Source organism: Pseudomonas sp. UF-293 (assembly GCF_058245595.1).
In genome coordinates this window covers 94,561-108,450 of the sequence record NZ_JBSICA010000014.1, presented here as the reverse complement: position 1 = coordinate 108,450, position 13,890 = coordinate 94,561, and the positions used below count along the sequence as shown (strand labels likewise).

Here is a 13,890-nt window from a genome sequence, read left to right as displayed (position 1 = left end):
CAACCATGACCAGAACTGACGTTCAAACATCTGCTGGGGGGCATTTCCGGATTGCAAGAGCGGTATCGTCCGAGCCGAATCGTCGAGCAGTCTACGGTCTATCCTTCAACACTTGACTCAAATTGATTGGGGCACTGATGTATGAACGCTTTCTGGATCGCACTGGGCATTTTTGTGTTCCTCGTTGCTGCCTCGCTTCTCATGATGCATTGTTACCCAAAGCTGGCCGCCCAACACAGGGACGACGAAACCAACTCCGTAATTCGTCTTGTAGCCAATATTTTTGTGGTGATGACTTCGCTGGTCTTTGGCTTGATGATCAATTCCGCCAAAAACACCTTCGAGTCTATTGATGCAAACTTCCATGGATATGCAACCAGCATGATCATTTTTGATCGAACACTTCGGGGCTATGGCGATGCGGCGCAAGACACACGAAATCATTTGATCACCTATCTTGAGCGCGCTATCGAGACCCCGTATCGGGGAGACGAGGCGCTACAGCATCGTAACAGCGAGGCGGCTAGATACTTGGATAACATAGGAAAATCCTTGGCTCTCATAAAGCCTCTGGACCGCTACCATGAAACGATGCTTCAGGATATTCGTCAGCAATATCATTCGCTCATTGAGCAACGCTGGAGGATCGTCGAGCAGTCCGAGGGAGCGATTCCTGGCCCGCTTATTGGAATGCTTGTTGCCTGGTTGACGCTCATTTTCGCCAGTTTTGGATACCGCGCTCCCCGTAACTCGATGGTGATGGGAATGTTCATCATCTCGTCATTTCTCATTGCCGCTTCCGTTTACCTTGTTTTGGATATGGACGTGCCATTTCACGGTCCAATTCAGATATCCGATGAACCCCTGCGCAGGGCGCTTGCCGTAATGCAGCTCTAGGGGCGAGTGGCGCGCTAGCGATCAGAGTCTCGGCCTCGACGCCGATCAAATCGAAATCCGCTTTTGGCCGGATAGCGACTTCCTGCCTGTTGCGAAGGACCGTAATTGACTCCTAGCCACGCTTTGACTCCCGCAGCCTGACTGACTGCAGGTAAAAATTTTACGGAGAATTTACGCAGTCTTTATTGAGGGCACCCGATACTGCGCGGCGCTAATTTGGAACGCTATCGTGATGTCCCTCGCAGCAATTCGGCTTATCGGCTTCATCTTGGGTATTTTTCTGATCACCCTGGCGGTAAGCATGGCTATACCCATGATGACGCTGGTGGTCTATGAGCATAGCGACGATCTTTCGGCCTTTCTCTGGTCGAGTCTGATTACCTTCATCTGTGGTCTGCTATTGATCGTGCGAGGTCGTCCCGAGACTGGCAATCTTCGGCCCAGGGACATGTACCTGCTGACTACCGCGAGCTGGGTTGTTGTGTGCGCCTTCGCAGCTTTACCAATGGTTTTCATCAGCGATATCAGCTACACCGATGCGTTCTTTGAAACGATGTCGGGCATCACAACCACTGGCTCGACGGTACTCACCGGTCTGGATAGCGCCTCTCCCGGCTTGTTGATCTGGCGTTCCATGCTGCACTGGTTAGGCGGCATCGGTTTTATTGGCATGGCTGTCGCGATTCTTCCGCTCTTGCGAGTCGGCGGCATGCGTCTTTTCCAGACAGAATCCTCGGATTGGTCGGAGAAAGTGACACCACGTTCTCATGTCGCAGCCAAGTACATCCTTTTGCTCTATCTGGGCCTGACGGGTATCGGCACTTTGGCGCTCTGGTTCGCAGGAATGACCCCATTCGAAGCGATCAACCACGCAATGTCGTTGATCTCTACCGGTGGGTTCTCGACGTCGGACTCCTCCCTCGGGCATTGGGAGCAACCAGCAATTCACTGGGTGGCGGTAGTCATCATGATCCTGGGCAGCCTGCCATTTACCTTGTACGTCGCGACATGTCGGGGCAATCGGCGTGCGCTGATCAGGGATCACCAGGTACGCGGGTTTATTGGATTCTTGCTCGTCACATCGCTGGCTGTAGGTACCTGGCTGTATTTGCACAGCGACTACGGATGGTGGGACGCATTTCGTATCGTGGCGGTCAATGTGACCTCGGTCGTCACGACCACCGGAATTGCAGTCGGCGACTACACCTTGTGGGGCAGCTTCGCTGTGTTGCTGTTTTTCTATTTGACCTTCGTCGGTGGTTGCTCCGGCTCAACGGCAGGCGGGCTGAAAATCTTCCGTTTTCAGGTGGCCGCCGCGCTTCTGGTCAGCAGCTTGAAGCAGTTGATTCACCCTCGGGCCGTGATTCAGAAAAAATACAACGGTCATCCCATCGACGAGGAAATCGTCCGCTCGCTGCTGACCTTCTCGTTTTTTTTCACCATCACGATTGCCGCCATTGCTTTGGGCCTGGCGCTGATCGGGCTTGATTGGATAACCGCACTGAGCGGTGCCGCTACGGCGGTGTGTAACGTCGGCCCCGGCCTGGGCACAATCATCGGGCCGGCAGGTAATTTCTCGTCACTGCCGGATGCAGCCAAATGGCTACTGACTGTCGGCATGCTTCTGGGCCGGTTGGAAATCCTGACGGTGTTGGTGCTCGTGACCCCGGTTTTCTGGAGATATTGAGCCAATCAGTCGCTGGCAGCGACGCCGATCATTGCCTGTTTCGGTGAATAGCAGGGCAGTCATGGTTTTGCCGCGTGATGATCGTCAATACGGGGAGCGTCCATCGGTTTCTTCTCCGGCACTGTAAAACTCACTGTCGTACTGGTGATGATCTGGTGCGTCGGATCGGCCACTTCCAAGAGAACCTTGTGAGGACCGGGCGTTAGCCCGACCAGGATAATCGGGTCTTCACTGGTGTGCGCCCATGTACCTTTCCAATCATCGACGGTCACGTGAAGGTGACCTAAACGTGGTGATACCTCGGCAGCCACCTTGCCAAACACCGGCATGATCCTGGCGTGCTCTGTTCGAAACTGGATGATGACCACTCCACGGGCGAGCGGCTCGGCAATCGGCGGGTAGGCAATGAGTCTCGGCGCGCTCTCGGATGCCAATGGCAGTATTGCCGGTGGAGAATCGCTGTCTGCTGCCCCTTGTCCGAGCACGGATGTGCAGAAGACGACACCCAAAGCCAGGGCCAATATTCTTCCGGGAGCGAGGGACATGATCTGTTACTCCGCGTGATTTCATTCAAGCGTAGATCAACCTGGGTATTGCCCGTAGTTGACGATGCCCGCCGTAACGCGGGCACCGTTTCCTGAACGGGGAAAAACGCTTACCCGCCGGGTTACCAGTTGTAGCTCAGCTTGGCAGTAATCTCGCGGCCCGGGTTGTAGAAGTTCGCGGTGCCGGAGCCGACCACGTGCTGCTCGTCCAGCAGGTTGCTGACGTTCACCGCGAGGTCGGTGCCCTTGGCGATGTTGTAGTTGAAGGCGGCGTCGAACAGGGTGGTGCCATCGCTTTTGCCGGAGTTGGCTGCATCGAAATAATAAGCGCCGACGTAGCGTGCACCCAGGCCCACGCTGACATCGGTGGCGGGTACGTCGTAGTAACTCCAGAGCGAAGCGGAATGCTTAGGTGCCGTGGCGAACTCGTTACCCTTCAGCGAGCTGCCGTCGAACAACGAACCACGCAATACTTCGGACTCCATATAGGAATAGCCGCCGATCAGGCTGAGGTTCTGCGTTACCTGCGCCTTGGCTTCCAGGTCGAGGCCACGCGCCCGCGATTCGCCTACGGTCTGCTGCTCGATGATGCCGCTCGGCAGCACCACGGCGATGGTGACGTTTTCCTGGGTCAGGTCATACACGGCGGCGGAGAACAGTGCGTCCATCCCCATCGGCGCATACTTCACGCCCACTTCGTACTGCCTGCCTGTCTGCGGTGTTACGCCAACCTGCGGCGGCGAGACGGATTCGACCATGCTCACGTAGGTGGACACCTCATCGTTGACGATATAGGTCAACGCACCTCGGTAGGAGGTTTCGGAGAAGTTGTCTTTCTCGGTGGATTGCAAGCCTTTGCTGGTCAGGTCCATCGAGTCGTTGCGCACGCCCCCGGTGACGATGAAACGCTCGTAGAACGACAGGTTTTGCTGAAGGAAGACGGCCTTGGTGGTCGCGTCTCGTTTGTTGACGGCATACGGCGCGATTGAGCGTGGAACGCCAGTAAACACAGGGTTGGCAATATCGATCGGGGTCGTCAGGGCGTAGACCGAGCTTTCCTTGGTGGTCGAATCGAGGTACTCCACGCCCACCAGGCTGCTGCTGTCGATGTTCTCGAAGCGGGCATCGTATTGCAGCATCAGATTGCCGTTGAACTGGTCGGCGTCAGTGTCGGTTCCAAACAGGTATCGATCGACTGTGGTACCGACACGTGCGGCGCTGTCGCTGAGGTACACGTAGCCAAAATCATCGGTCAACTTGCTGTAACGCAGATTGCTGCGCAGCACGAAACCGTTGTCGAAATCATGGGTGACGTTACCGCTGAGGCTGGTGCGCTCGACATCGTGGAAGTTGTAGCTGGGCTCGCCATAAAACTTGCTGCGGTCGTATTCCCGATCCAGTGGATAGCCGCCGCTGTTGGGCGAACTCTCGGTTTTCAGGTAGTCCAGAATCATCGTGGCCGACGTGTAATCCGTCGGTGCCCAGGTCAGGCCACCCATAAACAACTGGTTGTCGTCCTGCGAGTGATCGTACTCGCGGTCGCTGTTCTGGCCTTTGGCAGTAAAGCGGCCGGCCAGGGTTTTTTCGTCGTTCAGCGCATCGCCGACATCGATGCCGGTCTCGACATGGTCAAACGAACCGTAGGTCACATAGCCTTGGCCAAACTTCTCGAAGCGCGGCTGTTTGGTCACGAAATTTACCGAACCGCCCGGGTCCGCAGGGCCAAACAGGGTGGAGTTGGCGCCACGCAGAATCTCGATGCGCTCATAGGCGAATGGGTCTTCGCGTACGCCGCGCATCGAGCTGAGGGTCAAGCCGTCACGGTAGGTGGTGGCCTGGAAGCCGCGAATCTGGAAATAGTCGTTGCGATCGTCCGTACCATAAAAGTCACTGACCACGCCCGGCGTGTATTGCAGCGCTTCTTCCGTGGTGCTGACGCTGCGTTGCTGCATTTCCTTGTTGGTCACCACCGACACCGATGCCGGTGTATTGAGAATGCTGGTTGCCACCTTGCCGCCAACCCAGAGTTCCTTGGCAACCACCGAGTTGGCGTCGTCGTCGGCACTGACCCGGACCTTGGCATTGATGATGAGTGGGGCGAGGCGGTAATCCTCAACAGCCGTTGCGTCGAGTTCCAGCGGGCCGGCGGTTTTTGCTTGAGGGGTCAGCAGGTAAGCATTCGGGCCTTGCTGTTCGATCTGCAATTCGCTGCCCTGGAGCAACGATGACAGCGCTGCCGATGTATCGAGCGTGCCATTCACGCCAGCCGTGGTGCGGTTCGCCACACTCGAGGCGTCGAAGGAGAGGCTGATGCCAGCTTCGCGCGCAAAGCGGTCAAGCGCCGGCGCCAGGGGGCCGGGGGCGATATTCCACTGTTTGACTTGATTGCTGTGATCAGCGCCCGAGGTTTGCGCCAGCGATGGCAATGTGTAGCTGCTCACGATCAAACCCAAGATCGCACCGTGCATGGCACGACTTAATGGATGGCGCTGTGAAACCGGGGACGAACTCATTTTCTCGCTCCAAGAAAGGACATCGGCAGACTGGCCTGTATTCCGGCCTTCCTTACAGGTCGAACGAGAATGAGAAACCACCTCATTATTTTTCAGGTAGCGAAAAAATATTCGGGTGGAGTCAGGTGGCAGCGGTTACGGTGACCCAATAACGGGTTCGGTAATCAATGTGCAGGCGCAGTGACTGCGCGATCAATGCCAGGACCCGATCGTTGTCGGCGAGCTGGAAAGTGCCGGAAACGCGACGATCAGCGACCTCTTCGGCGCAGCGCAAGACTCCTGGGCGATAACGCGACAACTCTGCGATGAAGTCACCAAGGCGCATATGGTTCGCACTGATCACACCGTCACCCCAAGCCCATAGATCAAGGCCGTTGTCCCTGAACGTTCGGGTGTCACCTGAGGTGAACAGCAGTTGGTTTCCTGCCAGGACGTTGCGGCTCGCAGACGCTTGACCGGAACCGGGGAAAACCGTGACTGATCCTTCCTGGGCTGCGACCAGAGTACCGTCGTTACGCTCGCGGACCAGAAAGCGCGAGCTGTGGGCTCGCATGATCCCGTCGCGTGATTGCACCCACAACGGTCGCGCTTGCGGCGAGTGTTGATCCGCACCGACATTCACGATGATTTCACCACGGCGCAGGATGATCAGGCGTCGCTGGGCGTCGAAATCGCTGTCGACGGCGCTATCGCTATTGAGCTGGATAAGGCTGCCATCGTCGAGTTGGAAACGTCGTTGTTCGCCGGTGCTGCTGCGCTGCTGTGCAAGCATGGAGGGCAGGGGGGTGTAGTCGCGGCCGAGCCAGGCTGCCGTGCCGACCGTCGCCAATACGCCCAATAGCTTCAGGCTTTCCCGCCGGCGCATTCCATGCTGGGCGCCCTTAAGGGTTTGTCGAGCCAGATGAGCTGGCACGCCTTCGAATTCATCGCCAAGCGTTTCCACACGCTGCCACGCCAACGCATGCTCCGGGCGCTGCTGCAGCCAGTGCTCAAACGTGCGCTGTGTCTGTTCATCGGCTTGATTGAAGCGAAGGCGCACCAGCCATTGGATCGCCTGGTCGACAATGGCCGGATCCAGCGCTTCGGGCTCAGGCCTCGACATAACGCAAGCGATAGCAATGTTGCAGGGCTGTGGCCAGGTCGCGTTCCACCGTCGCGCGGGAAACTCCGAGCTTTTCGGCGATTTGCGCGCAGGTCAGACCGTCGAGTCGGGCAAATAAAAACGCCTGGCGTACTCTTGGTTTGAGCGAGTCGAGCAGACGGTCTATGCGCTCGAGCGCATCGAGAATCATCAGCCGGCTTTCTTCCGATGGAACCTCGTGTTGCGGCAGCAAGGTGATGCTTTCCAGGTAGGCACGTTCGAGTTCGCGACGACGATACTGATCAATCATCAGACCGCGGGCAATGCTGCTCAAATAGGCGCGTGGCTCGCGCAGGGCGCCGGACTGGTGACGGTGTTTGAGCACACGGACGAAAGTGTCCTGCGCCAGATCTGCGGCGTTGTCGCGACAGCCGATGCGCCGGATCAGCCAGCCCTGTAACCACGAGAAGTGGGTGCGATAGAGCAGCCCTGGATCTGCAGTACCTAGTGTTTCGTCGCTACGCATCGGCATCCCGGGACATACATGATTGATAATGAATCGCATTCTACTCAGGCGATTGATCTTAGGCAAACATGCGCAGCTCAGCGCCTGCATGCAGGCGAATGGCATGGTTGTGCAGGAACTACGAGTGGAAGATGCGTCCGGCAATTGGATAGATTGAACGCTCGCCGTCCCGAGTGGCTTGCCTTCTAAAGGGAGAGGACGTTGCCCGGGCTCACATCTGCGAACCAATCGACCAGCATGTCCGTCAGCACCCGTATCTTTCGCGCAGGGTGCTGGCTTTGGGGGCGAACAATGTAAATACCCGCCGGAACAGGGGGATATCTGTGCATGACGGACACCAATGCGCCAGATTTGATGTGCTCGTCGATGACGCTGTCAGAAAGGTACCCTAGACCCAGACCTGCAACGGCTGCCACGGCGAGCGCGACAGGATTGTCAGCCTTGAAGCGCCCTTGGGGATTAACCATGATGGACTTTTGGCCATCCATAAACCGCCAGGTTTCCGCACCTTGCATAAGAGATTCATGCGTAAGAATCTCGTGGGGAGCCTCTGGCGCTCCATGTGTATTCACATAGCCTGGGCTTGCCACGAGTTTGCCGTGAATGCTGCCCACACGCTTTGCGATGAAATTGGAGCTCTGTAAATGGCCGACCCGAATAGCACAATCGAAGCCCTCGCCAATCAGATCGACGATACGATCGCTGTAACTTGCATGAATGTGCAGGAGAGGGTGGCGTCGCCCCATTTCAGCAAGCACGGGGGCAATATGTGTCGGGCCGTACGAGATCGGTGCTGCGATCCGGAAGCGGCCTCGAAGGTCTCCATCTGGAACAATGGCGTCCCTTGCCGCGTCAAACTCAGCGACGATCCGCGCCGCATACTCTCGCAAGGCGGCTCCCGCTTCGGTGACAGCAGCACCACGGGTTGTCCTGGCCAATAGCTGCACACCCAGTTGGGTTTCCATCTTCAGAAGCCTGCGGCTTATTATCGATTTCGCAACACCCAGTCGCCGGGCCGCCGACGAAACACCGCCCGCGTCGGCTACCTCGACGAAGGTTCGAAGATCATCAATATCCAATGCTTCCTGCCTCTGCAAATGGCCATTAGTGCGTTTCAACCCCTGACCAACAGTCCATGGCTGCCGTCCACTGCGGACAGCTGCCTGAGCGTTAGTCAAGCGATCGCACCGCCGTCCACGGTCAGGATGGCGCCAGTGATCAGGCTCGCGGCAGGACTGGCCAGATAGACCACCGCACTCGCAACCTCGCGAGGCTCGCCAAAACGTCCCAAGGACGACAGGCTCCGCTGAAAGTCGCCGGCGGGGCCGTCGGCTGGATTTGCGTCGGTGTCGACCGATCCCGGCTGAACAAGATTAACGGTTATGCCGGTGTGGCCGAGTTCACGTGACAAACCCCGGGTGAATGCGAGCAACGCCGACTTGGACATTGCATAGGCTGTTACACCCGCAAAGGGCACCCGCTCTGCCAGTCCCGAGCCAATTGTGATGATTCTTCCGCCAGCGGGCAGATGCGGGATGACCGCCTTTGCGAACAGGACGGGGCCTCGCACGTTGATATCCATCAGTGCTTGATAGTCGTCTACATCAATGTCGGCGATCATTCCGTTCAAGCCGATAGCCGCGCTATTGACGAGAATATCGAGGCCGCCCAGCGTCGAGATGGCCTGCGCGACTGCGCATTCAATGGCTTGCGGGTTGGCACTGTCGGCTTGAATCGCGATAGCACGACGCCCTTTATCAGCGATGAATTTGGCCACTGCCTCAGCTTTTTCCGTCGACTGCTGGTAGGTGAACGCAACATCGGCGCCATTCTCTGCCAGTGCCACTGCGATAGCGGCGCCGATCCCGCGAGCTCCTCCCGTCACCAACGCACGTTTTCCTTCCAAATCGATCATTACTCACCTGTCTGGCATGCAGTTATTTGGCCGCGCGCATTCACCAGGGATGGTGCAAGCGTGCCGATACGGGGGCGGATATTAGGGATCCAGTTCCTTGGTTTGTAGTCTCGTGGGTTGTATTACTGTGTCGCACAAATCGGAACATCCAACCGGGTGTTGGCGTTATTCGCGAGTGAGGAATGAAACTTTGGAGAAATATTCGGGTGCGCTGATCAGGACTGGACGTATTAGCCGCGATAGCTCTGATGGATCAATAAGTAAGCCTGGTATCCATACTTTGCTTTCAGGACTCACTCGAAGGGAGCTTGCAATCGGGTCTTTCAGCTCTGTTGCGACTCAGGAATATGTGCCGCCTGGTCGCAGTATTCAAGCAGCAATTCGGTGAGCACCCTTATCTTTCGCGCAGGGTGCTGGCCTGGCGGTCGAACTACATAAGCGCCTGCTGGAGGCGGCGGATAATCCGTCATGATCGCTACAAGTGCGCCGCTCGCCAAATGCTCATGCGTGACCCAGTCAGGTAACCAGGCAATGCCGATGCCGGCCAAAGCTGCGGCCAGCAATGCGGTGCCATTGTCGGCTTTGAACGTTCCCTGCGGGCGCACCGTAACCATCGTGTCACCATCCATGAATGACCACGATTCATTGCCTTGCATCAGTGCTTGGTGGCTGACGACTTCGTCGGGTGTTTCGGGCGCTCCATGCGCCTTGATATAGACGGGGCTTGCCACCAATTGGCCAAAGATCGGTCCGATACACCGGGCGATCATGTTGGAATCGGGCAGGTAGCCCACCCGTATCGCGCAGTCATACCCCTCGGCGATGAGGTCAACGAAACGATCGGTGTAGTTCGTTTGCACATGAAGCTGTGGGTGACGCCTGGCCATTTCCGCGAGGATCGGCGCGAAATGTATTGGCCCCAAAGTCAGGGGCGCGGCGATCCGCAGGCGGCCACAAAGCTCGCCGGAAGGCAAGATCGCATCGCGTGCCGACTCGGCCTCAGCGCATATTCTGGCGGCGTAGTCGCGGAAGGTCGCCCCAGCTTCGGTAAGGGCCGCACCGCGGGTGGTACGCGCCATCAGTTGCACGCCCAGCTCTGCTTCCAGGCGGGCAAGCCGGCGACTGACGATAGATTTCGACGTGCCCAGGCGCGTTGCCGCACGGGAAATGCCGCCGGCATCGGCCACTTCTACAAAGGTTTCAAGCTCTTCTATATCCATTTCCACGTTCCTTTTTTTGTCACGCAGCTACGCACGGAATGCGACTACCAGAACGTACATCTGAACTGCACATTACGGAGTTCGCGCCTTGGCGCCAATAGCGGTTCCCGGGGACGTCCTGATCTGTGCGTACATGGGGCCGCTTTTCGAGCGGCCGGCAGTGCGTGCGAGTGTCGACAAGCTGCTACAGGATGTATTGCGGGGGCGTATACGGGTTGTCATTGAACGGGCCTTTACCCTATCGCAGGCTGCTGCGCATGACTTCGCGGAGCGAAGCAAACCGCTGGGGCGCGTCGTCATGAAGCCGTGAAGCCATCGCCAGAGAATGGCAGCAAAAACCGTGGCGTTCCTCATTCCGCGACACAGTTAGTCATTCGCTGCTACTACCCGAAGGTTTGAGGGCGCTGCACAGTGCATGAGGCATCGCCGCTCATAAGGCGCGCTGCACGGAAACTGATCCCGCAAATAAACGTGCCAACCCACGGCAACAAGAGGATGGATTAATGGCTTTTCGTAACGGTCTTGCTTCGCTTCTTCGTCCAGAAGACTCCGTACTTGTGTTGATCGACCACCAGCCTTTTCAACTCACCAATCTCAATAGCCACGATCCGCACGCAGCGGTCAACTGTGCGACAGCATTGGCGAAGGCTGCGAAGGCGTTTAACGTCCCGACCATTCTGACCAGTGTGATTGCCGAGCGTGGCGGTTGGATCTTTCCGCAAATCACCGACGTTTTCCCCGGTCAGGAGGTGATTGACCGAACGCTCATCAATACTTGGGAAGACAAGAAAGTAGTGGACGCGGTCAAGGCAACAGGCCGCAAGCAATTGGTCCTGGCTGGCCTGTGGACTGAGGTCTGCGTCGCCATGCCAGCGATTCAAGCACTAGGCGAGGGCTGGGACGTAACCGTGGTCACCGACGCGTGCGGTGGCGTTTCGGTCGAAGCCCATCAAGTCGCCATCCAACGCATGGTCGGCGCCGGGGCAAATGTCATGACCTGGTTGGCAGTCATGGCTGAATGGCAACGCGACTGGGCACGCCTCGATACGGCAGGCGCTGTAACCGATGTGCTTCTCCAGCATGCTGCAGGTAGCGGGATTGCTTATCTGTGGGAGCAGCAATTGCTCGACACGCCGGTACCCGCTGAAGGTTGATCAGCACGGGAGTGAGGGGCCAATGAAGTACCGCTTTGCCAGGGAGGCGCCCCATTCCCGCGTTCATCGACGGCCGATACTGAAGGCGTGCATTCGCAATCTGCTGGGATATTGCGAATGACCAATACCTAGTCCAACACAGCACATGGCCGGCTCGGGCCAGATCACCAACATTAAGCCTGGCTGTGACTTTGGCGCTTGGTAACTGCCTTCATCTGCCCGCGAAGCCCGTGCACCGTCATGTCTTTGCATCGGGAGGCCCGCTGGCTCTGCGTAGCAATGCACTAAAATCCCTTCATATCGCGATCGATTGTTTCGGTGCTTTCACTCGGCGCCACAGCTTGATCAAGACCGCTCAAAACAATAATCGAGGTCTCTCTCAATGGCTGTCAGTTACAACCCTGAGCTCCACTATTCCGGCTTTCACGACCTGAGCGACCAGGTTCGTTTTCAAAGCACGGAAGGCAAGATCTGGTTTGGCGAGCAGCGCATGTTGTTGATGCAGGTATCGGCGATGGCTAATTTTCGCCGTGAACTCATCAATAGCCTCGGCGTCGACCGCGCCAAGGGGTTCTTCTTGCGCCTTGGCTACCAGTCTGGACTCAAGGATGCGGAAATGGCCCGCAAGCTCAGACCAGACAGTCCGCAGTTGCAGATGTTTCTGGTCGGCCCGCAACTGCATTCCCTCAAAGGTATGGTCAATGCGAAACCCATTCAGTTAGAGCTGGATCAGGAGAGCGGCCATTTTTATTGCGAGCTCGAATGGATTGACTCCTTTGAGGTCGAGACTTGCCTGACTGAAGTCGGCCTGATGGAGGAACCAGTCTGTTGGTCTTTGTTGGGCTACGCCTGTGCGTACAGTTCTTCATTCATGAAACGCGAAATCATCATCCAAGAAACCACCTGTCGCGGATGCGGGGATGAGCGCTGCATCATTATTGGTAAACCTGCCGAGGAATGGGAGAACGCCGCAGAATTCAGACAGTACTTTCAAGCCGACCCAATCATCGAGGAGCTGTATGAACTGCAATCACAGATCAGCTCTCTGCGTAGAAGCCTGGAGAAGCAGGAAGCTCAATTCTATGGAGTAGGGCGCTCGCCTGCCTATTTGAAGGTATGCAAGATGATCGACAAGGCTGCCAAAGGAAAAATTTCCGTCCTACTGCTCGGAGAAACTGGCGTCGGCAAGGAGGTCATCGCACGGAGCGTGCATCTGCGCAGTGATCGCGCCGAGCAAGCGTTTGTCGCAGTGAACTGCGCTGCCATTCCTCAGGACCTGATTGAAGCCGAATTGTTTGGTGTTGAGAAAGGCGCTTTTACCGGCGCCAATCAAACCCGCCCAGGACGCTTTGAACGGGCCAACGGAGGGACGATTTTTCTAGACGAGGTGGTGGAGCTGACGCCCAGAGCGCAGGCGACATTACTTCGGGTACTGCAAGAGGGTGAACTGGAACGGGTAGGCGATTCCCGAACCCGCAAGATCAATGTGCGAGTCATCGCTGCTACCAATGAAAGCCTCGCCGACGCCGTCGAAGCCGGCCGGTTTCGCGCCGATCTTTATTACCGCTTGAATGTGTTTCCGGTGCAGATTCCCCCACTGCGCGAGCGACTTGAAGATCTGCCACTGCTGGCCGAGCACTTTATAAGCAAATTTCACTTGCAATATCACAAGCGAACGCTGGGTTTATCAGACAAAGCTCTTGAATTGTGTCGCCGCTACGCCTGGCCGGGGAATATTCGCGAATTGGAAAATACGATTGAGCGTGGCGTCATCCTGACCGACAGCAACGAGACCATAGGCCAGGATGCACTCTTTGCAGTCTTCCCAAAAACAGACGATTCGCACGGTGATCGTCTCAACTCTGATGGCGCGTTGGTTCAGGCTGGCGGTGAAGAACTTTGTCCCGATTGGGTTACGCAGATCTTTGATAAAAACATCAGCCTGGATGCTGTGGAAGAACGGCTGATGCGCCGCGCCATGGAGCTTTCACACCAAAACGTCTCGCAAGCCGCTCGCATGCTCGGCTTGACCCGGCCGGCACTGGCCTATCGCCTGAAGAAAAGCGGCTTGTTGCATGACGAGAGTCTTGAGTGACTTTGCGTGGCCGCCTGGCGCTTCACCGTGGACCACGCTTGAGCTGGATTGATCAAATCAACAAAACCTCGCCGAGACTTCATCAAATGATCAAACAAGCCCTTCGATAAACTCCGAGCCCGATACTCGCGACATCACATTAAGTTATATGTCATTGATAAATATCGATTTATATAAGTTTTATAAAATTGGCATAGCCCTTGCTCCAGTACCAATTGTCGCTTTTCGACGCGTAGCAATTTGCAACATGGGTTGGA

The 13,890-nt window shown here is 56.7% G+C and carries 11 protein-coding genes; 4 read left to right on the top strand and 7 right to left on the bottom strand.

What is annotated here, in order from left to right:
- The first annotated feature begins 141 nt into the window (after positions 1 to 141).
- Both AC4IHP_RS16625 and AC4IHP_RS16620 read left to right on the top strand, forming a co-directional pair.
- Positions 142 to 897: a bestrophin-like domain gene (locus AC4IHP_RS16625; RefSeq protein WP_490832212.1), complete on the top strand. Its 756-nt coding sequence runs from the start codon at positions 142 to 144 to the stop codon at positions 895 to 897.
- Between the two features lie 232 nt (positions 898 to 1,129).
- The gene (locus AC4IHP_RS16620; protein WP_490832211.1) at positions 1,130 to 2,584 is read left to right on the top strand and encodes a TrkH family potassium uptake protein; all 1,455 of its coding nucleotides are present in this window, start codon (positions 1,130 to 1,132) and stop codon (positions 2,582 to 2,584) included.
- A gap of 59 nt (positions 2,585 to 2,643) precedes the next feature.
- On the opposite strand, the gene AC4IHP_RS16615 is transcribed toward AC4IHP_RS16620, so the two are convergent.
- The 7 genes from AC4IHP_RS16615 to AC4IHP_RS16585 form a co-directional block, all read right to left on the bottom strand.
- A complete protein-coding gene (locus AC4IHP_RS16615; RefSeq protein WP_490832210.1) occupies positions 2,644 to 3,129 on the bottom strand; it encodes a DUF6130 family protein in 486 nt (161 codons plus the stop codon).
- 122 nt (positions 3,130 to 3,251) lie between these two features.
- Positions 3,252 to 5,642 (bottom strand): TonB-dependent siderophore receptor, encoded by a 2,391-nt coding sequence (locus tag AC4IHP_RS16610; RefSeq protein WP_490832209.1) that lies wholly within the window; start codon positions 5,640 to 5,642, stop codon positions 3,252 to 3,254.
- 121 nt (positions 5,643 to 5,763) lie between these two features.
- Positions 5,764 to 6,744 carry a DUF4880 domain-containing protein gene (locus tag AC4IHP_RS16605; protein ID WP_490832208.1) on the bottom strand — a complete coding sequence of 327 codons (981 nt, stop codon included), beginning with the start codon at positions 6,742 to 6,744 and terminating at the stop codon, positions 5,764 to 5,766.
- Positions 6,731 to 7,249 (bottom strand): sigma-70 family RNA polymerase sigma factor, encoded by a 519-nt coding sequence (locus AC4IHP_RS16600; RefSeq protein WP_051600722.1) that lies wholly within the window; start codon positions 7,247 to 7,249, stop codon positions 6,731 to 6,733. Before AC4IHP_RS16600 ends, AC4IHP_RS16605 begins: the two co-directional genes overlap by 14 nt.
- Positions 7,250 to 7,434: 185 nt before the next feature.
- Positions 7,435 to 8,328 carry a LysR family transcriptional regulator gene (locus AC4IHP_RS16595; protein WP_490832207.1) on the bottom strand — a complete coding sequence of 298 codons (894 nt, stop codon included), beginning with the start codon at positions 8,326 to 8,328 and terminating at the stop codon, positions 7,435 to 7,437.
- Between the two features lie 95 nt (positions 8,329 to 8,423).
- Positions 8,424 to 9,164, bottom strand: coding sequence for an SDR family NAD(P)-dependent oxidoreductase (locus AC4IHP_RS16590; RefSeq protein ID WP_460119210.1), 741 nt, complete (start codon positions 9,162 to 9,164; stop codon positions 8,424 to 8,426).
- A 323-nt stretch (positions 9,165 to 9,487) separates the two neighbouring features.
- Positions 9,488 to 10,384, bottom strand: a complete 897-nt coding sequence (locus AC4IHP_RS16585; protein ID WP_490832206.1) for a LysR family transcriptional regulator — start codon at positions 10,382 to 10,384, stop codon at positions 9,488 to 9,490.
- A 503-nt stretch (positions 10,385 to 10,887) separates the two neighbouring features.
- Between AC4IHP_RS16585 and AC4IHP_RS16580 the strand changes: the two genes are divergently transcribed.
- Together AC4IHP_RS16580 and AC4IHP_RS16575 are read left to right on the top strand one after the other, a co-directional pair.
- Positions 10,888 to 11,538: a hydrolase gene (locus tag AC4IHP_RS16580; protein WP_071172471.1), complete on the top strand. Its 651-nt coding sequence runs from the start codon at positions 10,888 to 10,890 to the stop codon at positions 11,536 to 11,538.
- Positions 11,539 to 11,920: 382 nt separating this feature from the next.
- Entirely contained in the window at positions 11,921 to 13,633 is a 1,713-nt protein-coding gene (locus AC4IHP_RS16575) for a sigma-54-dependent Fis family transcriptional regulator (RefSeq protein ID WP_256809819.1), read from the top strand.
- The last annotated feature ends 257 nt before the right edge of the window (positions 13,634 to 13,890 follow it).